Source organism: Thalassobium sp. R2A62 (assembly GCF_000161835.1).
GTDB lineage: Bacteria > Pseudomonadota > Alphaproteobacteria > Rhodobacterales > Rhodobacteraceae > Thalassobium.
The window spans coordinates 361,237-380,193 of record NZ_GG697169.2 but is presented as its reverse complement, the minus strand read 5'-3'; the positions used below and the strand labels follow the sequence as shown (position 1 = coordinate 380,193).

The 18,957-nt window shown below is 53.6% G+C and carries 21 protein-coding genes; 10 read left to right on the top strand and 11 right to left on the bottom strand.

Annotated features, from left to right (window positions below; translation table 11 throughout):
* Positions 1-63: 63 nt before the first annotated feature.
* On the bottom strand, positions 64-1,251 hold the full coding sequence (locus tag TR2A62_RS01880) for an ABC transporter substrate-binding protein (protein ID WP_040820031.1): 1,188 nt from the start codon (positions 1,249-1,251) through the stop codon (positions 64-66).
* A 226-nt stretch (positions 1,252-1,477) separates the two neighbouring features.
* On the opposite strand from TR2A62_RS01880, the gene TR2A62_RS01875 reads away from it, so the two are divergent.
* Positions 1,478-2,200 carry a GntR family transcriptional regulator gene (locus TR2A62_RS01875; protein WP_009160883.1) on the top strand — a complete coding sequence of 241 codons (723 nt, stop codon included), beginning with the start codon at positions 1,478-1,480 and terminating at the stop codon, positions 2,198-2,200.
* 621 nt (positions 2,201-2,821) lie between these two features.
* Here TR2A62_RS01875 and TR2A62_RS01870 read toward each other — a convergent pair.
* Together TR2A62_RS01870 and TR2A62_RS01865 are read right to left on the bottom strand one after the other, a co-directional pair.
* The gene (locus TR2A62_RS01870) at positions 2,822-3,640 is read right to left on the bottom strand and encodes an aldo/keto reductase (protein WP_009159470.1); all 819 of its coding nucleotides are present in this window, start codon (positions 3,638-3,640) and stop codon (positions 2,822-2,824) included.
* A gap of 66 nt (positions 3,641-3,706) precedes the next feature.
* Entirely contained in the window at positions 3,707-4,639 is a 933-nt protein-coding gene (locus TR2A62_RS01865; RefSeq protein WP_009158259.1) for a phytanoyl-CoA dioxygenase family protein, read from the bottom strand.
* Between TR2A62_RS01865 and TR2A62_RS01860 the strand changes: the two genes are divergently transcribed.
* From TR2A62_RS01860 to TR2A62_RS01850, 3 genes are all read left to right on the top strand, one after another.
* Positions 4,590-5,621, top strand: coding sequence for an AraC family transcriptional regulator (locus TR2A62_RS01860; protein WP_223296058.1), 1,032 nt, complete (start codon positions 4,590-4,592; stop codon positions 5,619-5,621). The genes TR2A62_RS01865 and TR2A62_RS01860 overlap by 50 nt on opposite strands.
* Before the next feature lie 706 nt (positions 5,622-6,327).
* On the top strand, positions 6,328-6,750 hold the full coding sequence (locus TR2A62_RS01855) for a hypothetical protein (protein ID WP_009157786.1): 423 nt from the start codon (positions 6,328-6,330) through the stop codon (positions 6,748-6,750).
* Positions 6,751-6,810: 60 nt separating this feature from the next.
* Positions 6,811-7,314, top strand: a complete 504-nt coding sequence (locus TR2A62_RS01850) for a hypothetical protein (protein WP_009157538.1) — start codon at positions 6,811-6,813, stop codon at positions 7,312-7,314.
* Positions 7,315-7,343: 29 nt separating this feature from the next.
* Here TR2A62_RS01850 and TR2A62_RS01845 read toward each other — a convergent pair whose 3' ends face one another.
* The 3 genes from TR2A62_RS01845 to fabD form a co-directional block, all read right to left on the bottom strand.
* Positions 7,344-7,646, bottom strand: coding sequence for a hypothetical protein (locus tag TR2A62_RS01845; protein ID WP_009160703.1), 303 nt, complete (start codon positions 7,644-7,646; stop codon positions 7,344-7,346).
* A gap of 202 nt (positions 7,647-7,848) precedes the next feature.
* On the bottom strand, positions 7,849-8,586 hold the full coding sequence (fabG, locus tag TR2A62_RS01840; RefSeq protein ID WP_009159643.1) for a 3-oxoacyl-ACP reductase FabG: 738 nt from the start codon (positions 8,584-8,586) through the stop codon (positions 7,849-7,851).
* A 22-nt stretch (positions 8,587-8,608) separates the two neighbouring features.
* On the bottom strand, positions 8,609-9,547 hold the full coding sequence (fabD, locus tag TR2A62_RS01835) for an ACP S-malonyltransferase (RefSeq protein WP_009160212.1): 939 nt from the start codon (positions 9,545-9,547) through the stop codon (positions 8,609-8,611).
* Between the two features lie 258 nt (positions 9,548-9,805).
* On the opposite strand from fabD, the gene TR2A62_RS01830 reads away from it, so the two are divergent.
* Positions 9,806-10,144, top strand: coding sequence for a P-II family nitrogen regulator (locus tag TR2A62_RS01830; RefSeq protein ID WP_009157575.1), 339 nt, complete (start codon positions 9,806-9,808; stop codon positions 10,142-10,144).
* 30 nt (positions 10,145-10,174) lie between these two features.
* Entirely contained in the window at positions 10,175-11,581 is a 1,407-nt protein-coding gene (glnA, locus tag TR2A62_RS01825; protein ID WP_009159954.1) for a type I glutamate--ammonia ligase, read from the top strand.
* Between the two features lie 91 nt (positions 11,582-11,672).
* Here the strand turns inward: glnA and TR2A62_RS01820 are convergent, their stop codons facing one another.
* Positions 11,673-12,446 carry a PqqD family protein gene (locus tag TR2A62_RS01820; protein ID WP_009158142.1) on the bottom strand — a complete coding sequence of 258 codons (774 nt, stop codon included), beginning with the start codon at positions 12,444-12,446 and terminating at the stop codon, positions 11,673-11,675.
* Positions 12,447-12,968: 522 nt separating this feature from the next.
* Positions 12,969-13,292 carry a hypothetical protein gene (locus TR2A62_RS18660; protein WP_223296057.1) on the bottom strand — a complete coding sequence of 108 codons (324 nt, stop codon included), beginning with the start codon at positions 13,290-13,292 and terminating at the stop codon, positions 12,969-12,971.
* A 241-nt stretch (positions 13,293-13,533) separates the two neighbouring features.
* Between TR2A62_RS18660 and TR2A62_RS01815 the strand changes: the two genes are divergently transcribed.
* From TR2A62_RS01815 to TR2A62_RS01805, 3 genes are read left to right on the top strand one after another with little or no spacing between them, the layout of a single operon-like run.
* Positions 13,534-14,637 (top strand): hypothetical protein, encoded by a 1,104-nt coding sequence (locus TR2A62_RS01815; protein ID WP_009160576.1) that lies wholly within the window; start codon positions 13,534-13,536, stop codon positions 14,635-14,637.
* Between the two features lie 31 nt (positions 14,638-14,668).
* Positions 14,669-15,037 carry a hypothetical protein gene (locus TR2A62_RS01810; RefSeq protein WP_009159786.1) on the top strand — a complete coding sequence of 123 codons (369 nt, stop codon included), beginning with the start codon at positions 14,669-14,671 and terminating at the stop codon, positions 15,035-15,037.
* On the top strand, positions 15,038-15,412 hold the full coding sequence (locus TR2A62_RS01805; protein WP_009157515.1) for a hypothetical protein: 375 nt from the start codon (positions 15,038-15,040) through the stop codon (positions 15,410-15,412).
* On the opposite strand, the gene TR2A62_RS01800 is transcribed toward TR2A62_RS01805, so the two are convergent.
* From TR2A62_RS01800 to TR2A62_RS01795, 3 genes are read right to left on the bottom strand one after another with little or no spacing between them, the layout of a single operon-like run.
* On the bottom strand, positions 15,409-16,347 hold the full coding sequence (locus TR2A62_RS01800; RefSeq protein WP_009157591.1) for a methyltransferase domain-containing protein: 939 nt from the start codon (positions 16,345-16,347) through the stop codon (positions 15,409-15,411). The two genes, TR2A62_RS01805 and TR2A62_RS01800, sit on opposite strands and share 4 nt — an antisense overlap.
* Before the next feature lie 32 nt (positions 16,348-16,379).
* Positions 16,380-16,625 (bottom strand): hypothetical protein, encoded by a 246-nt coding sequence (locus tag TR2A62_RS18925; RefSeq protein ID WP_009157856.1) that lies wholly within the window; start codon positions 16,623-16,625, stop codon positions 16,380-16,382.
* Positions 16,622-17,347, bottom strand: a complete 726-nt coding sequence (locus TR2A62_RS01795) for a DUF3445 domain-containing protein (protein ID WP_009160555.1) — start codon at positions 17,345-17,347, stop codon at positions 16,622-16,624. The genes TR2A62_RS18925 and TR2A62_RS01795 overlap by 4 nt, the downstream gene beginning before the upstream one ends.
* Positions 17,348-17,454: 107 nt before the next feature.
* Here TR2A62_RS01795 and dddP point away from each other — a divergent pair, with 107 nt between their 5' ends.
* Positions 17,455-18,795, top strand: a complete 1,341-nt coding sequence (dddP, locus tag TR2A62_RS01790; RefSeq protein ID WP_009159900.1) for a dimethylsulfonioproprionate lyase DddP — start codon at positions 17,455-17,457, stop codon at positions 18,793-18,795.
* Positions 18,796-18,957 lie beyond the last annotated feature (162 nt).

Below are 18,957 nucleotides of genomic sequence, written 5' to 3'. Positions count from 1 at the left end.
CCTTGCCGGCAGATAGGGACTGATCCCGGCCGAAGCCGGAAGCAGTGTGTCATAGAACGTGGTTTAGTCGACGCGCGCGATGAACATCGTCTCGAACGCACCATCCTGGTAGACGTTGACGACCAGTGGCACCGCGATCTGACGCTTTTGACCAAAAGAGCTCATACCCACGTAGCGCAGCTTTTCATCACCGTTCATATAGGGGTTTGGTGCTTCAAAGCTGTCCATGGACGCTTGGAAGGCCGCCACGTTTTCGATGGCTTCGGGCGTGGCTTTGATCGTCTCAAGGATATACTCGAGCGCGTAGACCTTGGTGTTGGATTCGTCATTATACTCCCCAAACATGGATGTGTACCGCTCTACGAATTCATTCATCATCGGCGAGGCCAGTTCCGGTGTGGACGCGCCACCAACGGAGATAAAGCCATTGGCCAAATCACCGGCACCTTCCGCCAGAACGCCTGCATCCTGTGCGGTTTCAGTGGAGATCAGACCCTCAAAGCCCAACTCACGCGCGGAGCGGATAAGCTGTGGAGCGTTGGCAGGTGAAACACCGGAGAGCACCAGCAGATCAGGGCGCGTGCGCAGGATTGGTGTCAGCACAGGCGTGAAGTCCGTTGTATCGACTTGATACGTGACGCTGTCGGACACAACTTCCAGACCCAGTTCCTTGGCTGCGGCCACCCCGCCGTCACGCTGGCTGAGCGGATCGGATTCGTTTGCGGCAATGAAGGCAACCGTTTTGACACCTTCGTTTTCCATCAAGTGCTTATAAATCGCGGGGCCTGACTGGTAGTTGGCAATCATGCCCAGCACAGCGTTCGACGCAGGCGCTGAATAAAGCTCTTTCGGGAACGCATAAGGGAAGTACATGATGTCGTTGGCTTCGGCGACCGGACGCACAGCTGCTGCCCCGTCGTCAACGTTTGGTCCGACAACATAGTGGATGCCTTCTTGTGCCATTTTCTCCATGCCCGCGATGGCGCGCTTGGGGTCTTTCTGGTCATCAAAGGAAACGATTTCAATGTTGTAGGTTGTACTGCCGATGGTGTAGCCGCCGGTCTCATTGATCCAAGCCGCACGCGCTTCCATGGAGCGCTGGTTTGAGATACCCCAAGCCGCAGCCGGACCGCTGGTCACGCCAACAAATCCAATTTTCAGGACAGGGTTTTCTGCGAGGGCAGCAGTCGACCCAAATGCAGTCAATGTTGCAGCGGTAAGAACCGCCTTCATAAGTAATCGTCTTTGCATGTCTTAACTCCCGTTGAGTTCATTTTCGACGCGTTTCGCGCTATTATTGACCGGCAGTTAGATGGAATCCCCATGTCTGCCGCGCCATCAGTTCACGATTGTTAACAATTTTTGTCAACACAGTTAGCATTTTCGTCGACAAAGCCTAACGCTTGGCCTTAGACAGATTAAAGTTTAAGCATGTAAAGCCAACGAGGCCGCAGAATTATTCAACTTTGAAAGTGACATGGTGTCCTCTACTCATCATCAAAACAGCATCGGTAAGACGGAGACTAATCCGGGATCAGATGAAAATTTTATTGTTGAGCGCATCTACAAAGCGGTGATGGAACAACGTTTGGCACCAAACACCAAACTGAGCGAAGCGCGCCTGTGCGAGACGTTTGGCGTTGGTCGGATGCGCATTCGGCGCGCCCTTTTGCTGCTCTCAAGTCAAGGCATCGTAGAGTTGCAGTCAAACCGTGGGGCCTATGTCGCCTGTCCCGACAAGTCCGAAGCGACCGACGTCTTCGCCGCAAGGTTGTTGATCGAACCACCGCTCGTTCGATTGCTGGCGCAGAACGCAAGTGATCTTGATCTGACCGTTCTTGTCGATCATATTGCGTTAGAAGAGGCCGCCCGCGCGCGAAACGAGCGCACAGAAATCATCCGGTTATCTGGCGAATTTCACACCAAACTCGCCCAAGCAACGAGCAATAAATTTATCTTTCGAATGATGCGCGAACTGGTAACGCGGACATCGCTGATTGTTGGCCTCTTTGGATCATCACAAAATGCAAGCTGCCCGGATGACGAACACAGCAACATTCTAAAGGCGATCCAGTCACAGGACCCAGAAAATGCTGAACAGCTTCTCATATCTCACTTGAACCACATTCAGAACGGCCTCGATATGGACGTGCGCCAGCAACCCCAAGATGATTTAGTGGCTATCCTGGTGTCAGATTAATCAAGGATCTGACCGATCTGCGTTGGCAAACAGAGAACTTTTCTTTTTGTTCAGCGAGGTCTAAGCTTTAAAACTCATGGGTTCTACTCGATCAAAGCCGTTATTCGTGCACCATGCAGCATCGGTGGCTCTGGGCTCATTTCTGCCATTCGCTGCGCTTTGGTTGAAAGTCTGCTCAGACCTGTCACTTGTCCACTTCGCCATCACTCCACCCATACCTGCAATATGTGCTCCTGCATGACCTCCAGCGCATACCCCGAACCATAGTTGCTAACCACTCCGCCCAAGGTGGAAACGGTGGGAAGCAGCCCTTTGCTACATTCTGCCCCGATGTCTGCTTTGCGGGACATAGCGACGGTGATAACAGTCGACCTTCACCAATATGTCTCTAGCTTGATGGAGTGACAATTAAGCAAAATGCGCACAACGGCCAGACCCCTTACGGGGTTCTCCGAGACAAGCTATAGTAGCAACGCAATTGTCTCAAAAGCTCGGCTAGGCTACACTCAAAGTCAGATGATACGCAATTCGTGCGGCGTCTGTTGCTGCTGTGTCATGCAGCGATGGGTTGCAAAGCCGCGCGTGTCGGGCTGATGTTTTGGTGACAGAGATTCGTGCGAGCTAGTCCCACTCAGGCACGAAAGCGTTATCGGTTTTGCCTACGATCCGATAATTGGTTGCGTTCAACGCATCGATCCTCGCGACATCGACGTTGGATAATTCGAAATTCATGATGTCGAAGTTTGCACGGATGTTTTTGGACTTTGTCGACATCGTGTTTAGGCTCACACCTTTCTGCAAAATCCACTTTAGCACGACTTGGGCCGCTAATTTTCCGTACTTGACACCAATTTCTGAGATCTCCGGGAATTCGAAGACGCGGCCACGGGCGACCGAGCAATACGAAGAAACAGGTACACCGAGATCGCTTGCACCATTTAGAAGCCGAGATTGATCTAAAAGCGGGTGAAATTCGACTTGGTTTGTAACGGGTGGTTCACCAAGTACGTCGATTGCGGTTTTGAGCATCGCAACAGTATAGTTTGAGACACCGATGTGCCGGGCCAAACCCAGTTCTTTGGCCTCCAGTAGCAGCTTCAAAGAAGGAACAACATCGCCATCAATCGGCGGCCAGTGCAGCAAAAGGACGTCAACGCAGTCAACGCCAAGGTTGGACAGGCTTTGTCTTACCGATGGAATGAAGGATTTAGCGTTCATTCTTTCAGGATGAACTTTGGTGGTTATGAGGAAATCCGAAAGCGGAATTCCGGCCTCAGCAATTGCCAAACCTGTTTCAACTTCGTTTCCGTACCATTGCGCTGTGTCAAATGCGCGATAGCCAACTTCAACAGCTGTCGCGATCGCTTTCCGCGCTTCGCTTCCGGCCAATGGAAATGTTCCAAATCCTCTTTGGAAGGTTCTTTGCTGAAAAATTCCCATTGCTTTATTTCAGCGTCAGCAAACTAGTCACTTTATTAGTTCCCGACCACTGCACTCTTGTTCGAGCTACCATGGAGCAAGCCCAAGCAGCTTTTGTCCCAGATCGGTCAGCTTTGCGACCTCCGCATTGTTCTTTTCCCATTCGCGAGGATCGCCCGGGAAGGCGTCTCTTTTGGGGTGGTCTTGCTCTCGCCAAAGTCGAACACGTTCCTCACGCTCAACCTCGTTATCGGCTTCTGCGGGATGCATCGAAATATACTGCGCCATTCTCGGCCGATTTCCAGAGTGATTGGGTCGCACACCATGCGCCAAAAGTGTATTGAAAACCAGCAAATCCCCTGGATCCATTTCGATGTTTTCTCGCAACATTCCTGCCATATCAGGGTGCATGGGATCTCGATCTGCTGGTTGCGTCGCCTTCCATTCCTCAAAGTGCTCAAATAAGTACGGAACGCACTGAAAGCCACCTGTTTCCTCATCCTGAGGCATCAGACTCAGAACGCCCTGGACACCAATTGGTAGTGGATCAAGCGATGTATCCACATCCCAATGAATGAACCCATCCAGGTTTCCTTTGACTTTCTTGGGGGGGTTGAGATTGGCACGGTCGATCGTGACCCAAAGATCTTCGCGATCCCAGATATCGACGAAAATATCATAGACCCGCTGTTCCGTACGATTATCCCAAAGGCACTGATGATTGTAGATTTCCAGCATTCCGGTGTTGTTAAGCTCTGTCATCTTATGATCGCGGCGCTGTGGCGCGTACCAAGTGGATTGATCGTGTGGATCCTTTTCGTCGAACTGCCAAAGTACTTCGGTCAAGCGTTCAACGTTTTCCTGCAGGACGGCTTGGCGCACGATCACATAGCCCTTTGTGGTCCACTGATCCCAGTCTGCCTGCGACAACACCCGTAGTGGAAGCCGCTTTTGGATCAGGTGCAGTGGCGTGGTGCTGGATGTTGTGGGGTGGTGGTCAAGTACTGCAGGTTCCGGCATTTCAGGCTCCTCTTGGTCAGTGTACATTATAAAATATCTTACACGATGCTACGCGCCAAAGTGGTCGACATCGATCCAATTCCAGTACTATCTTGGCGTCATGACGGCAGATGAATCTAAAAAAACTTCAAATCGTGAAATTATAGCACGGTGCGACGATCTTTCCTGGCAACGATTGGACCGGCGTCTTGAAGAGGAAATACCGTTCATTTGGCACCATCATCCCGAGATGGAGTTAACGCTGACGCTGAACTGCAAGGGGCAGCGCTTCATAGGTGACCATGTTGCCGAGTTCAGTGATGGCGACCTTGCAATAGTTGGGTCAAACCTACCGCACACTTGGGTGTCGAGCGAACGCATGAACAAAGGTCACCCGTTCAAAGCAAAAGTGATCTGGTTTGACAAAGAATGGCTAGACAGTATCGCGCAAAGTACTCCTGAATTCTTGCCGCTCGAAGGCTTTTGTGAACGGGCGCAGCGCGGGTTAAGTTTTTCCTACGCAACAAAGCAAAAGGCACGACCCATCATTCTGAGGCTCTTCGAAATCCCACACCGAGATGGGATCACGTCACTACTAGAGTTGCTGCGGCTTTTGGCACAGGATCAGCACGCCGTGCCTTTGGCCTCGCATGGTGTCGTGCAAAGCATCAACCAAAGCTATGATCGCATCAATCGTGTACTGAACCATCTTCATGAGAATTATGAGAAGGCCGTTGGCCTGAACGACCTTTCGGAGATTGCCGCGTTAAGCCAATCGGGTCTACACCGTCTTTTCAAAAAGCATGTTGGCGTCACCGTTTCCAACTACATCATCAACCTCCGCATTGGCGAAGCTTGTGCGCGTTTGGCTGCAACGGATGCCCCAATCAGCGTCATCTCACAAGACGTCGGGTACCAATCTCAGGCTAATTTCAACAGGCACTTTCTGCGTCTGCGATTGATGACACCTCGGGCATATCGGAACACCTTTCGGTCTTCGTGATACAGTTGGCCCAGCAGCGTTTCGTGCTTGTATCTGGGCAACCCAGTCGCCGCGGCGGCTGGCCTCAAGACGTTGGAGGTGCTGCGCCGCAAAGGAGGCTATGACATCCTTCGGGCCATTGCGGGGGGTTTTGGTGTAAGCCATTGTAACGGCTCCTTCTATTGGATGTTTGAGGGGGGGTGACCCTCTTCTAGAAGGTCTGGTTTATCTTGTTCTCTTTGGAAGAGACTGTGGGATTTCTCGGATTTTCACCCGTAAAAAACACGCAGCATCTCGCTACGCTCTTTCATAAGGGTCAAGTATTTATTCTTCCCATAAAATCATGGGGAATGTGAGAAACAGCCAAAGGGGTGTTATCATTATTCCGCCCTATTTATTCGGACTGCTGTCTTCATAAGGGTCAAGTATTTATTCTTCTGATGAAACCATGAGGTTTGATGACATCATTATCATTATTCCGCCCTATTTATTCGGGCAGTATCTCATAAGGGGTTCCTATTTATTCGGAGGTGCCTTGGGTCATTATTCCGCCCTATTACCTGCTCTGCCGTTTTCATAAGGCTCAAGTATTTATTCTTGCTGTGCGAATAAGGAAATCGTACCACGTTGTCTCAAAATGATAGCAAGCCTATCCGAAAGAGTAGACTGATTATCCTTTTGGTGATACTTGACGTATACGTCACCCAGAATTGTCAAAGGAAGCACCATGAACGAACTGACCCCTATTGGAACTGACTATCAAGCTGTTAGAGCGAAAATCGAAGGGACTATCCTGCCAAAGCTGGCAGAATTTGAAGAGTATTCTCTCGCCCAACTGTCCAAGCATGTGGCTGACGAGATGCGCGGTATTCATGTCAAGAACACTGCGAACCTGATGTCGCTCTTTACCTCTGACTTATACGAAGATTGTGTTTCTGCGTATGGAGCAGACACTTCTAGCGACGACTTCGTAGACTTCTGTCTTCAAGAGCTGAACGACAAGATTGCTTTCATGTCTCTCGTGGCTTGGCCTGTTGCTTACGACAGGGAAGGTGCGTGGTCTGCTTTGAGTTTTCATATGCCTCAGTGGGCCGACAAGGTCAGCATCATTGGCGAGCACGCTAGTTCCAATATTGGGGATGTTATCTAGGAAAACGCTGAGTTCTCACCGACACAGATTGACGAGATTTCGGAAGCCTTCAGTGGCGACTTGGACAAGGCCAAGGCTGTCTATCGCGACTTCACTGACGGTTGCGCTACTGGGATGGGGATGGATGACCTGCTACAAATCGGTCGCGAAATAGCGGTGGGTATTCCTTACACTATGACTGAAACAGCACCTCCTGTACCAAACCCGATGACCCTTGAGTACTTGGTTGAGGTTTTCTCAAACGGCTACACCAAAGAACAGGTTGAAGGGTTTGTTGAAAAGCTTGGCTTAGACGAGGTCGCATACATGGCAGAAGTTCACGCTAAACTGCGCTACAAAGCGATTGAGGAAGACCCAACGGCTGAGACAGAACGGCCAGAAAACCACAGAATGCTTGTAGACGCGTTTGGAGGTGCTTTCACAGAACAAGAAGCTGTCTCTAATGCTGTTGCCTTTGATTGGGATGTGAACAGGGCTGCGAACCTCTACAAAAACCTCATAGACGGTTCTGCTAGTCACATGTCCGTGGAAGACCTTATCAGTGCAGGTAAAGAGACTGTCTGACGCCTAATCAGAACTACGGGGTGGCAGACTTATCGATAGCTTTGCCATACTGGGGCAAAACTGTCATACCCTTGATCGCGTCCCTGTTGCTCACCTACACGAAACGCTGCTTCGAAAGCTTGTTCGATTGTCTGGAGTTCTTCAGTCCCTTCGTGAGAGAGCAGTCGGAAGTTCTCGGAGTACAAAGTGCATAGGTGCTTGTTGCCTTCTTCCTCATCGACCAACACCTCGACCTGTTCCTCATCGGCTTGGATGACTGTTCCTCGGAACGGTCCAACACCGTGAACCTCTGCAATCACAACACGGTCTTCTTCTCTGAAAGTATGGTCCAAGACTGTCTCTTTGGATGTTGCGAAAACAATGCCCAGAGTGACTGTTCAGGGTTCGTCCGTTTCTGACTTTTGGAGGTCCGTTTTTGACGTTTGGTCAGTTCTTTTCAGTGGTTTTACGAGGACGTTCACGGGAACGCTTTTAGATTTTGCGACCCAGATTCTTGTTTATAATTCAATACTTACAGATTGACACGATTCCCGATCAGAGCATCGCCATCCCACCGTTGACGTGCAGCGTCGTACCTGTGACGTAACCTGCCTCGGGGCTCGCGAGATAGAGCACCGCACTTGCGATCTCTGCGCTCGACCCCATACGGCCAGACGGGATTTGCGTCAGGATCCCGGTCTTCTGATCATCTGTCAGCTTGTCCGTCATTGCGGTTTCGATGAAACCAGGAGCCACGGCATTTACTGTGATCCCACGGCTTGCAACCTCGTAGGCCAATGACTTGGACATCCCAACCATACCCGCTTTGGATGCTGCATAGTTGCCTTGTCCAGGGTTACCAGTCGCGCCAACGACCGAACTGATGTTGATGATCCGGCCCCAACGGGCCTTCATCATGCCGCGCAGCACACCTTTGCACAGCTTGAACGTCGCGGTCAGGTTCACGTCAATGACGCTGTTCCATTCATCGTCCGACATCCGCATGAACAGATTGTCCCGCGTAATGCCTGCGTTGTTCACCAGAATATCGACCGATCCCATTGCCTCAGCGGCTTGCTTGGGCAGCGCGTCAACAGCCTCCATATCACTTAGATTACAAGGCAAGACATGCGCCCGCTCGCCAAGCTCTGTAGCCAAAGCTTCGAGCGGCTCAACCCGTGTGCCAGACAAACTAACCGTCGCGCCTGCACCATGTAAATGCCGTGCGATATCACCACCGATGCCACCAGATGCACCTGTGATGAGAACGTTTTTACCATTGAGATCAAACATATATCTGTCTTTCTTTGTTCAGTTAAGCGTCAAGAGACGCAACAGCAGCATCCACATCAGCAGACGTGCCGACAGCGCGGCATGTGATGTCGCGATTGATCCGACGGACCATCCCAGACAGCGCTTTGCCCGCGCCAATTTCCCAAATCTTGGTCACACCTTCAGCATCCATTTGCTGCACGCTTTCGCGCCAACGCACAGACCCGGTGACCTGCTCAACCAGCAACGCGCGGATCTCATCTGGATCGCTAACTGCAGCTGCCCGAACATTTGCAATAACTGGAACGGCAGGTGTCGAAATCTGAACCTCAGCCAAGGCCGTCGCCATCGCATCCGCTGCAGGCTGCATGAGCGCACAGTGGAACGGTGCGCTAACAGGCAGCAGAACCGCCCTCTTGGCGCCGCGCTCTTTGGCAATATCAACAGCCCGTTCAATTGCGGCCTTATGGCCAGAGACGACAACTTGGCTGGGGTCATTATCATTGGCGGCTTGGCAAACGTCGCCTTGGGCCGCCTCGGCTGCCACCGCTTGGGCCGCCTCAAAGTCGAGACCTAGCAGCGCTGCCATAGCGCCAACGCCCACAGGCACCGCGTCCTGCATAGCCTTGCCGCGAATACGCAACAAACGTGCAGTGTCCGCCAAACTGATCGCACCGGCCGCGGCCAATGCCGAATATTCGCCCAACGAATGCCCTGCGACGAAAGACGCCGCATCGATTGAAACACCGCGCGCTTCGAGCGCTCGCATCGCTGCAATAGATGTCGCCATCAATGCTGGCTGTGCGTTTTGTGTTAGCGTCAGCTCCGCAATATCGCCTCCCCAAATCAGCTTGCTTAGATTTTCGCCCAGAGCGTCATCAACTTCTTGAAACACGGCCTGTGCTTCGGGCACGGTAGTGGCCAAATCATGGCCCATTCCGATGGCTTGAGCCCCTTGGCCCGGAAAAACGAATGCGCGCATGGTGTCCCTTCCTTGCGAGGTTTTCCCACCTCTAGCGGCTTGGCTTGCAGCCTTCAAGTTCGCGATCCCCCTAGGTCAACCGACACCCTCAAAAGCATCATAGATTCAAAACTGATTACTTTTTGTGCAAGCCGCACTAAATCTCAGCAATGCGCCTCATTTTCGCGCAGCCTGCCAACAACGGTAGTGCGCGGAAATTGAGCCATCGCAGCATCCGTGATCCAAACCATTCAACAGTCAGCTTAGGGAGCCGCTGCCATGAAGAAAATCGAAGCGATTATCAAACCATTCAAATTGGACGAAGTCAAAGAAGCCCTTCAGGACGTTGGTGTCCAAGGTCTCTCTGTGATCGAAGTAAAAGGCTTTGGCCGCCAAAAGGGCCACACCGAGCTTTATCGCGGCGCAGAATACGTCGTTGATTTCCTGCCCAAGGTGAAAATCGAAGTCGTTCTATCCGACGATCAGGTTGACGCCGCAGTCGAAGCAATCATCGCAGCCGCGAAAACCGATAAAATCGGCGACGGCAAGATCTTTGTATCGACCATCGAACAAGCCATTCGCATCCGTACCGGTGAATTCGGCGCAGACGCTATCTAATCCATCCCCCTGCATCAGAGGATACTACCCATGAACAACCAAGAACTCGTCCAAAAGATCAAAGATGAGGAAATCGAATACGTCGATATCCGTTTCACTGATCCGCGCGGTAAACTTCAGCACGTCACCGTGATTTGTGACGAAGTCGACGAAGACTTCCTCGAAGGTGGCTTTATGTTTGACGGCTCGTCCATCGCAGGTTGGAAGTCGATCGAAGAGTCCGACATGAAGCTGATGCCAGACGCATCCTCAGCCTACATCGACCCCTTCTATGCGGAAAAAACCATCTGTGTGCACTGCTCGATCGTGGAGCCGGACACAATGGAGCCATATGCACGTGACCCGCGCGGCACTGCCGAAAAAGCCGAAGCGTACCTGATCGCATCCGGCATCGGTGACCAGTCGTTCTTTGGTCCAGAAGCTGAATTTTTCTTGTTCGACGACGTTCGCTTCTCGAACTCGATCAACAAAGTATCCTACGAAGTAGACGCCCAAGACGCATCTTGGAACACAGACACCGAGTATGAAATGGGCAACATGGGCCACCGCCCAGGCGTCAAAGGCGGCTACTTCCCCGTCAACCCAATCGACGACGCACAGGACATCCGTTCTGAAATGCTCTCGACCATGAAGCGCATGGGCATGAAGGTCGACAAGCACCACCACGAGGTTGCTTCTTGCCAGCACGAGTTGGGTCTCGTCTTCGGCTCGCTGACCAAACAGGCGGATGAGCTGCAGAAATACAAATACATCATCCACAACGTGGCGCACGCTTACGGCAAATCGGCAACCTTTATGCCTAAGCCAATCGCAGGCGACAACGGCACAGGCATGCACGTGAACATGTCGATCTGGAAAGACGGCAAGCCGCTCTTTGCTGGCGATAAATACGCCGACCTGAGCCAAGAAGCGCTCTACTTCATCGGTGGTATTCTCAAGCACGCCAAGGCGCTCAACGCGTTCACGAACCCTGCGACAAACTCTTACAAGCGTTTGATCCCGGGCTTCGAGGCGCCTGTTCTGCGCGCGTATTCGGCTCGCAACCGTTCGGGTTGTGTTCGTATTCCATGGGCAGAATCGCCCAAGGCCAAGCGCGTCGAGGCACGCTTCCCCGACCCAGCTGCGAACCCATACCTGTGCTTTGCGGCCCTGCTGATGGCTGGCCTAGACGGCATCAAGAACAAGATCGATCCAGGTGCGGCGTCCGACAAAGACCTGTACGACCTGCCACCAGAAGAGTTGGCAGAAATCCCAACAGTCTGTGGCTCACTTCGCGAAGCACTGGACGAACTCAAGACCGACATGGACTTCCTGCTCGAAGGTGACGTGTTCACCAAAGACCAGATCGAAGGCTATATCGACTTGAAGATGGAAGAGGTCACTCTGTACGAGCACACGCCTCACCCAGTTGAATTCGGTCTCTACTACAGCTGCTAATCTCCCAGCAGCTTAGGATTACCATAGGCGTCCCCTTTGGGGGGCGCCTTTATTGTTGGTGTATCTTAAGTTTTTCAGGCGAGCCGCAGGTCTAGGTCGCAACCAAAAGACCGGCACGTCGAAACCGTCGGACCGCACCGCTGACGTCGTTCTCTATCTGTGCGGCATCAACAGTTGGGAATGCGGCACTCAAAATATCGACAACCTCTCTTTCACGGGTGCGCACGTCAAATAGTCCTAACACCCGCAGCGCCCCCTTATCCAAATGAACGATATTGCGTTGATCCGCCGAAACACCAAAGGCTTCTCCCTCCAAATCAACCACTGTCGCCTGCGCACGCCGAACCAACGGTTGATCCGGTTCGCTATCACCCCATCCCAACTCTACGTTTTCAACAGCAGGCAACACAGGCATCATAAGGGACGGCGCGTCCCCGTTCGCAAACGCAGTTTCAAGCGCCTGCGCCGCCGCAACAACATCGGAATACCGCAACAGATAACACGGCAAATGCTCAACCATATGGAACAAAGCCGCCAATATCTGATCACCATCCGCATCTCGAGAAAAATTCTGTTTTAAAAATGATTTCAGCATCTTGCCGCGTGATACCTCGACCAACTCGGTCTCGGCATCTGACGCATAGTCAATGCTGACAAAGGCGCAAAGCGGCGCAGACGCATCTTGGTCGGCAATAACTGGCGACGGGACATAGAGATACTGGCGGTTCTGCGACCCTGCGTGCGCCTCGATATGATCGCGTACAGCGGGTGGCAATTGCTCTGGTAGCGGCAGGCGCAAGCGGATCGAAGCAACGGTTGCACGCCCAACGATCGGAGCTCCAGAGAGCGCGCTGATCGGCAACACATCGTCGCTGAAAACCCCATGTCCTCGCGCGCCCAAAAACCGCCGTCATAACAGATTTCCCTGCCCGTCGCGTTGCAGGCATGACCACCAACCCCTCGCCCACCTGTACGGCAGAGGCATGCAGGCACAAATCATCGGGGCGTTCACGCGTTCTTTGTCGTGCGGCATGTGCAATTAAATCGCACACCATATTGACCAGCGACGCATGCGGGGCGGGTCCGTCACCAAAGTCAGACGAAAACACAAACCCGTGGTCTGTGCGTTCCCGCGTGGCAAACGGGGTTGCGTCTGTCACATCTACAATCTCGAATGGCCAGTTTGGCAGAAACTCTGAAAAGTCTCCCGCATTCCAACCTTCGCCAGACAAACGAACCGGGGCCACGAGACCCCGGAGCATTAAGTTTTGCTGATTCATACCTGTCTCATTCATGGGTTTTGATAACAGGCTACCGGTTCAACCATCTTCTGCAAAGTTGCATGAGAAGTACCATGCATCAAACACAATAGATCCGGTATCCGAGATCAGGGTGTAACCAAACAGGTGCGGAAATCATCCATTGTCGTGCTGGTCTTTTTGCAGGAATTATATTTCCGTACCTGACCGGCCGTATAGGAATGATCGCTTGGCAAGCTTGGCAAGCTGGCACCGCTTGAGGCACTCGATGCGCTAGACACACTCGACACGCTTGATGCGCTAGAGGCGCTCGACACACTGGATGCGCTTGACGCACTCGAGGCGCTAGACACACTGCTCGCACCTGCGGTCGAAAGCGTCGAAAATCCGGGGGCGACATAGGCCGCTGTTGCAAACAATCCCAAACGGGACAATGCAGCGCGGCGGGTCATTGGGGCGCTCTTTTTCTTCATATTTCAATTCATTTTTTGCGACTTTCTCGTCTCTTCTGTTTTTTTATCTATCCACTCATTGTGGCCAAACTAGGACCTGCGGGCAGTCCCCCCAGCGGACAACATGCACTAAACCTTATTATGAATAGGCCACTGTTTGCTTCCCTTTTTCTGCGACACCTTCTAACTCTGTATTCTCAAGTGCCGGTTAGCTCCGGCAAAGTTGGATTTAGGTGCCTCGATGCAGTCCCAAATTGTTGATCTCGCAAGCGTAGTCTTTGACACCGACGGACCCAGCCGCGAGTTGCCTCGCCCGCACCGCGATGCACCCCCAGAGGCCGTCGCAAAATATGACCGCAAGACACTGATTTATCACACGTATTGGGCTGACGACGCTCTCTATTGTATTTGCCCAAAACTGCGGAATTTTGCCAAACTCTTGGGGGATATGACCTTTGCCGCCGATGGCCAAACATTGCCGCGGCCGCACCTGAAATCTTATCGCCGTCACGATATCCTGCGGTTTGACTGCCCAACCCGCCCAATCGAACTGACCATTCGCGGTGCCGGCCACAATTGGACCCTGCCCCTTCATGCACCAGACCAATGGCGCGGGTTTGAAGATCGCAACACGCTGATGACGCTTAGCCAAAACAACGATCTACGCTGGATCAGCGATTGGGCGCGCTATCATGTCAGCGCGCAGGGGGCGCAGGCGCTCTTGCTCTTTGACAACGCCAGTACGGCCTATACGCCCAAACAGATTGTTACTTCGCTTGAACAAACGGGTCTTGAGCACGTGACCGTCGTGCGCACGCCCTACCCATACGGCCCAAGATTTCGCACGAAACCGTGTCACATTGCCAAATACTTGCAGGCTGGAATTCTAAACATCGCACCACGTGACATGCTCGCCCGTGCGCGCGCCATTTTGCAGATCGACGTGGACGAACTGGTTTGGACGACAGGCGCAAACATTTTCGACCGTGCCGTTGCTCACCCTTTGGGCTATCGCCGCATTCCCGGGGTTTGGCGCATGGTGCATCCCGACACGCAAAACCCGACACATATCGACCACACCTATATCCAGACAAACGCCAAACAAGTTCCTAGCAAGTATTGCGCCGTTCCCTCAGGATGGCTGCGCCGTCATGAATGGGACGTGCATGTCATCAATGGCCTACCGCGCCTATCGATCCACCAAAGGCCGAACCCAGAGGTCGGGTTTTATCACTGCAGGGCGATCGGCACCATGTGGAAGGGGACAGGCCGTATCCAAAACCTTGATCTTGGGCCACGCGATGAGGCTGCACATGCAACGCTGACACGCCATCTCACGTCATAATTTCGCGCAGACCTGCGACTATCACATCGCCATGGCAGAATATCATCCCCTAGATGTGCGGCACAAAGCACAGGCACAAACCGGCAAATCACGGTTCAATTTCTCAAAGTCCCCAACACCGGGCTTTGACAACGCAATCCTTGATGCGCCCGCTTTCGACACGCCACCTACCACGGCAGGAAAACGGGCCACTCTGACCCAGCCTTGGGTCGACGCCAAACAGGACAGCAGGTTTTCCGACAATTTTGAATCTCGCATGTCCAACACAGTAGCGCCTAGTCAGCAGAGCAACCCGTTTACGGTCGACCTCGTGATCAACACGGCCAAAAGGTTCTACACCTATTTCGGATGGCGCGGTCTTCTGGCACTGTTCTTCGTGCTCCAGTACTTGGCGTTTTGATTGTTGTGGAAACGGCGAACAGAAAACCCCTATGACCCACCGGTACTAAACACATCCAAACCCGTCCAACTGGTGGATTTCCTCGCAGATCGCACCCCTGCGCACGCAGCGCACCGCTCTGAGGCGGAGAAGGCCCAAGACCTTCGTGCAGCTGGCGACGCCGCCGCTGAGAAAGTTTTGCGCGAACCCGACGGTGTGATCACACAGGTCTTCAAGCCAATCCGCTCCGAAATTGCCCGCGCCCTTGTCCACAGCAACTCACCGCTCAAGATCACCACTGGGATCATATCCCTTGCGGTTGTGTACTACCTTGCGGTGGAGATAGATCGGATCTCGCAGGCCACCAATATGCTTGTCTACGGACAACAGTTCTAACGGCGCAGCAGCCGTGAATACCACATTTTGTTCCAGCCACATAAAGCGTCATCCAGCGCCGCCCAAGCCGTATCAAACGAACCCTGTTCCAGACCCGACCCTGCCTGTAGCTCGGCCAGACTGCGGCGTCCGTTGATCCCTGCCACCGCCCGCGCAATGCCCTTGGGAACCGCCAGCTTTAGCGTAACCTCGCCCTGTACAATCGGAACAGACCCACTGTTGGCAATCACCTGTGCCAGCTTGTTCGCCAACTTAGGATCATTGCGCGTCCCGTCGAGATGGGGAACCTGATCCGGCCGAGCGACAGCCCGTGACACGGCGCCCCGTGCGTCTGGCACGGCATAGCCCACATGAACCTTCATTGAGCCTGACAACTGTTCCGCAACAGACATCGCAGTCATCCAGTCCAAACCATGATCAACCACAGCGTAGAGGGCAGGATCATAGGCGCTAGGGGCCAACAGATCGACCAATCCCAACCCTGCGCCTTTCAGTTCGTCCAGCAGTTCGGACACTGCATATGGGCGGTCCGTGGAATGCAGCAACAAATCATAAAATCCGGCATCCCCACTGGTGTGATCGACGACATGGGTATTGCGCGCAAACATATGTCCATCAGGCAGCGTCTCGAACACCGCTTCGGCGGCAGCCAGTTTTACCGCTGGTGGCAAATGGCCATAGAGCGTCTCGAATGCGGCCTGAAGCGGATAAACCCCTGCCCGACCGTATGGCGCATAGACCATAAACCCCAAGCCGCCACCGGGGGCCAAAGCCCCAGACAATGCCGCAAACCCTGCGGATGGGTCCGGCAAATGATGCAACACACCACAGCAATCAATATAGTCGAACGACCCCAAATCAGGCGCATCCAGCAGCGATCCGGTCAGGAACGTGATCCCCTCTAACCAGCGTTCGGCCGCACGAGCCTCGGCCACGGCGCGGCTCGCCTCAGACAGATCGATATATGTTATGTTATGTCATGTTGCACCTTAGCCGCGCGCAACATCACGGCCAGCTGGATCAACCCGTCGCCCGTGCCGCCGCCGGCCACCAAGACCCGAGTGCCTGCCGCCCAATCGCGCGCGCCGTCCCACAGATAGTGATCCATCTCCATCAACACGGACGGTGATCCTGTAATCAGCCGCTTTGCCTCGTCCGCAGGATCGCGAGCAGGATATGGGTAAACCTCATATTGAGCTTTGACAGTGCTCATGATGTCTCCTGGTTGAACACAAAACTATGGATCGAGAACACAACAGCGCGCGTCTTGGGTAGGCGCATGACAACTTGCCGCTCGCTGCGAAAATATGGGGCTGGTGCGTCGCTGATCAGTTTACCAGAGGGCTGAAACAGATGCGGCTCGTGATAACTCAAACCATTGACCCGCCACAGTGGGCGGCCCACTTGGACACCATCAAACAATCGCTGAACACGCTTGGCGATTTCGCCTGCATACTCGGGAACCGGGTCATGGATTGCGGTCAGCGGACGACCGATTTTATCTGCCAGCCGCCAATTGGCAGGGAAACAAACAACAGCCGCAACTAACAGATGCTCGTCTGATCCATCTGGACGCTGCAACACACACATATCTGCCTGTACCAACCGTCCAATCGTGCCCAAAGGGTCCCCAAGCGGCACCCTCACCCCATCTGGACACAGCACATCGTCGTCGCCGACTTGAAAACCATCAGCCCCTCGCAGCCCGTCGATCACGACCTCGAACAGCTCTTGCGCCGCGGCAACGCCTTCGGGCAACACCGCAAGCACATCTGTTTCTTGCTGATCCAACCGCGCGCGACGCTCTGCCATCTGCGCCTCGTAGTCTGGCGTTCGCCACAACCAACCCTCATCTCCGACAGGCCCAATTCCGGGCAAGACACAGGCGGCCTGCTCGACAGGATCATACGGCAGATCAATAATATTTCGGATCATCCACCCCCCAATCGCGCCGCAAACAGACCACTCAGCATGTCGCAATCAGACCGGACAGGCCCAATTCCCGCCTCCACCATGTCAAACAACACACAGGGAGGCCAGCCATGAACACCCATTATCGCGACACGCGCAAGATTGACCCGTCGCGCGGCGCAACCCTAGGCGACGGCACCCCTAACGACGCAGATCGCATCGAAATTGGCCCAACTCAGCTGGCTTTTCGCGAATGGGAGGCCGCAGGCCTTGAACTGCCCAACCTTGCCAACATGCGCCAGTTCCGGCTTGACCGCCTTGTGGCCCAGATCAACCAACGCGACCTCGCCGGTATTTTGCTCTTTGATCCGCTCAACATCCGCTATGCCACCGACAGCACCAACATGCAGCTTTGGAACACACACAATCCGTTCAGATGTGTTTTGGTCTGCGCAGACGGCTATATGATCATCTGGGACTACAAAAACTCGCCGTTCTTATCGACATTCAACCCGCTGGTTCGTGAACAACGCTCAGGCGCTGACCTGTTTTACTTTGACCGTGGCGACAAAATTGATGTGGCGGCTGATGTCTTCTCAAACGAAGTCCGCACCCTTCTGGCCGAACACGTCCCCAGAAACAAACGCCTCGCTGTCGACAAAATCATGCTCCACGGCCTGCGCGCCCTCGAGGCCCAAGGCTTTGACGTGCACCCCGGCGAAGAAGTCACCGAACACACCCGCGCGATCAAAGGTCCCGACGAATTGCTCGCCATGCGCTGCGCAAACCACGCCTGCGAAACCGCTGTCCGCAAGATGGAGGATTACGCCCGCGAACACGTCCCCAACGGCAATACCTCTGAGGATGACATCTGGGCCGTCCTGCACGCGGAAAACATCAAACGCGGCGGCGAATGGATCGAAACCCGCCTGCTCGCCTCTGGTCCCCGCTCGAACCCATGGTTTCAGGAATGCGGCCCGCGTATCACCCAACCGAACGAAATCATCTCGTTTGATACCGACCTGGTTGGTGCTTATGGCATCTGCATCGACATCTCGCGCAGCTGGTGGATCGGCGACCAAAAACCCCGTCCTGACATGGTCTATGCCATGAGACACGCGGTCGAGCACATCCAAACCAACATGGAGATGCTCAAACCGGGCGTCACAATCCCCGAGCTGACCGCCAACTGTCACAAGCTCGACAACAAATACATGGCGCAAAAATATGGCTGCCTGATGCACGGCGTGGGCCTATGTGACGAATGGCCCCTCGTCGCCTACCCCGACAAGGCCGTCGCAGGCGCCTTCGACTATGAACTCAAGCCCGGCATGACCCTGTGCGTCGAGGCGCTGGTCGGCGAAGTCGGTGGCGATTTCTCCATCAAACTCGAGGACCAAGTCATCATCACCGAAGACGGCTATGAAAACCTCACAACCTATCCGCTTGATGGGGCGTTGATGGGCCATTGAGCTTTGGGAAAATCCACTTAACATGAACGCTTTATCACCAATTGATTGAGCACCCATGCGCCTGACACCCCCTCGCCCTAAAATCGAACTCTATAAGGAAGGGTTCGGCGACAACGATGTCCTTGGCTGCAAAAAAAACCAGCGCACAACTGTCGAACATCA

Coding starts and splice junctions, on each gene's coding strand:
- fabG (WP_009159643.1), bottom strand. CDS start 8,586: ATGTTTGATCTCAATGGTAAAAACGTTCTCATCACAGGTGCATCTGGT.
- glnA (WP_009159954.1), top strand. CDS start 10,175: ATGAACAACCAAGAACTCGTCCAAAAGATCAAAGATGAGGAAATCGAA.
- dddP (WP_009159900.1), top strand. CDS start 17,455: ATGAACACCCATTATCGCGACACGCGCAAGATTGACCCGTCGCGCGGC.
- TR2A62_RS01880 (WP_040820031.1), bottom strand. CDS start 1,251: ATGCAAAGACGATTACTTATGAAGGCGGTTCTTACCGCTGCAACATTG.
- TR2A62_RS01870 (WP_009159470.1), bottom strand. CDS start 3,640: ATGGGAATTTTTCAGCAAAGAACCTTCCAAAGAGGATTTGGAACATTT.
- TR2A62_RS01830 (WP_009157575.1), top strand. CDS start 9,806: ATGAAGAAAATCGAAGCGATTATCAAACCATTCAAATTGGACGAAGTC.
- TR2A62_RS01875 (WP_009160883.1), top strand. CDS start 1,478: ATGGTGTCCTCTACTCATCATCAAAACAGCATCGGTAAGACGGAGACT.
- TR2A62_RS01865 (WP_009158259.1), bottom strand. CDS start 4,639: ATGCCGGAACCTGCAGTACTTGACCACCACCCCACAACATCCAGCACC.
- TR2A62_RS01810 (WP_009159786.1), top strand. CDS start 14,669: ATGGCAGAATATCATCCCCTAGATGTGCGGCACAAAGCACAGGCACAA.
- TR2A62_RS18925 (WP_009157856.1), bottom strand. CDS start 16,625: ATGAGCACTGTCAAAGCTCAATATGAGGTTTACCCATATCCTGCTCGC.
- TR2A62_RS01795 (WP_009160555.1), bottom strand. CDS start 17,347: ATGATCCGAAATATTATTGATCTGCCGTATGATCCTGTCGAGCAGGCC.
- TR2A62_RS01815 (WP_009160576.1), top strand. CDS start 13,534: ATGCAGTCCCAAATTGTTGATCTCGCAAGCGTAGTCTTTGACACCGAC.
- TR2A62_RS18660 (WP_223296057.1), bottom strand. CDS start 13,292: ATGACCCGCCGCGCTGCATTGTCCCGTTTGGGATTGTTTGCAACAGCG.
- TR2A62_RS01855 (WP_009157786.1), top strand. CDS start 6,328: ATGAACGAACTGACCCCTATTGGAACTGACTATCAAGCTGTTAGAGCG.
- fabD (WP_009160212.1), bottom strand. CDS start 9,547: ATGCGCGCATTCGTTTTTCCGGGCCAAGGGGCTCAAGCCATCGGAATG.